Annotated in this window: 2 protein-coding genes and 1 pseudogene; 1 reads left to right on the forward strand and 2 read right to left on the reverse strand. The window is 69.0% G+C overall.

What is annotated here, in order from left to right; translation table 11 throughout:
- Both AOK03_RS34165 and AOK03_RS34170 read right to left on the reverse strand, forming a co-directional pair.
- Positions 1 to 261, reverse strand: a pseudogene (locus AOK03_RS34165) (hypothetical protein); the annotation flags it as partial.
- Positions 262 to 485: 224 nt separating this feature from the next.
- Entirely contained in the window at positions 486 to 818 is a 333-nt protein-coding gene (locus AOK03_RS34170) for a hypothetical protein (RefSeq protein ID WP_055569267.1), read from the reverse strand.
- Positions 819 to 928: 110 nt separating this feature from the next.
- On the opposite strand from AOK03_RS34170, the gene AOK03_RS34175 reads away from it, so the two are divergent.
- A partial coding sequence (locus AOK03_RS34175) for a hypothetical protein (RefSeq protein WP_063792642.1) occupies positions 929 to 1,283 on the forward strand: 355 nt, incomplete at its 3' end.

The raw sequence follows: 1,283 nt of genomic DNA on the forward strand, positions 1-1,283 counted from the left end.
GACGGCGGCCGCGCTGTTGATGCTTGCGTTGTCGGAGCCGTTCTTCGGCGCGATCTTGATCTGGGCGGCAGAGGTCTTCTTGGCCGCCGCCTCGTCGACCTGGTTCTGCGACTCCTTGCCGCCCGAAGCCTTGTCGCCGTCGTCGCTGCTGCACGCCGAGAGCACGAGCACGCCGCTCACCAGAGCGGATACGGCCGCGACGCTCTTGCGCCCGCGTCCGAGCCCGCGCCGCCTACTGTCCGTCATCACACGCATCTCCATAGTTGCCGAATCCCCAGAACCAACCCCGAGAGTCCCCGTAATCCCGCATAACGTCCTGCCCGGTTCGTCCCGTTCCACAACCGCGAAGAGTGTGGGGAACACCACGTTCGCGGTACTGGAATCATCTCCCGTCGCCACACGTGCCGACCGTGCCGGGTGAGACGACGGAACCCCGAGCGGCGGTTGCTGCCCGGGGTTCCCGATTCCGGATTCTTCAATCCGGACTACAACACGTCGTCGCCCTCGCCATCATCCTCGTCCGGGTCCCAGTCGGGCGAATCGGGGTCGTAGTCGATCGATTCGCTGCTCCACGAGGCCTGGGTGAGCTCGGTGCCGGGCACCTGACTGACCAGGTCGAAGGGGTCCACGAGGTAGGCGAGCGCCTCGGCGACGTCCTCCTGGACGGCGGCTTCGGCGTGCGCCCGCTCCTCGCCCGGCATCTGCTCGTCCTCGCCGATGCGGGCCAGCGCGGCACCGGTCAGCTTCTCGGTGTCACCCACCTCGACGACCATTTCGACCCGCAGCCGTACAAACCGTGATGTCTCGTCTCCACTCATACGACGGAGGGTACGGCCCCCGGAGCTCGCGACTTTCCCGCGACCCGCACCTTTCATTAGCATCGCCCCACACGGCCAATTCGCCAGCGCCACAAGGGGGATCCGATTCCGTGTCCGCACGCCGATCACTGCTGACCACCGCCGCCGCCGGAGCCCTCCTCGGCGCCCTGTGCTTCGTCCCCTCCGCCAACGCGACATCGCCCGCGGCCCACGAAGCCCCCCGAAACAACAGCTCCACGACGTCGCCCGCGCCCGCCGCCCCGGCCGATTCCCCCAACCGCCACGAAACGGCCTCCGCGGCCTCCGGGCGCCTCGCGGAGACGGGGGGCGGCTTCGACACGACTCCGTACATAATCGGCGGCACGGCGTTCCTGGGCCTGGGCGCGGGCTTCGTGGTGTTCTCGGTACGCAGGGAGCGCGACGGCAGCGGACGCGGCAGCGCGGCCTACTGCGCCTCGCGGGCCG

Source organism: Streptomyces atriruber (assembly GCF_001418325.1).
Lineage (GTDB): Bacteria > Actinomycetota > Actinomycetes > Streptomycetales > Streptomycetaceae > Streptomyces > Streptomyces atriruber.

Excerpts from the sequence above, each read along its gene's own strand:
- AOK03_RS34170 (WP_055569267.1), bottom strand. The coding sequence starts at position 818 with ATGAGTGGAGACGAGACATCACGGTTTGTACGGCTGCGGGTCGAAATG.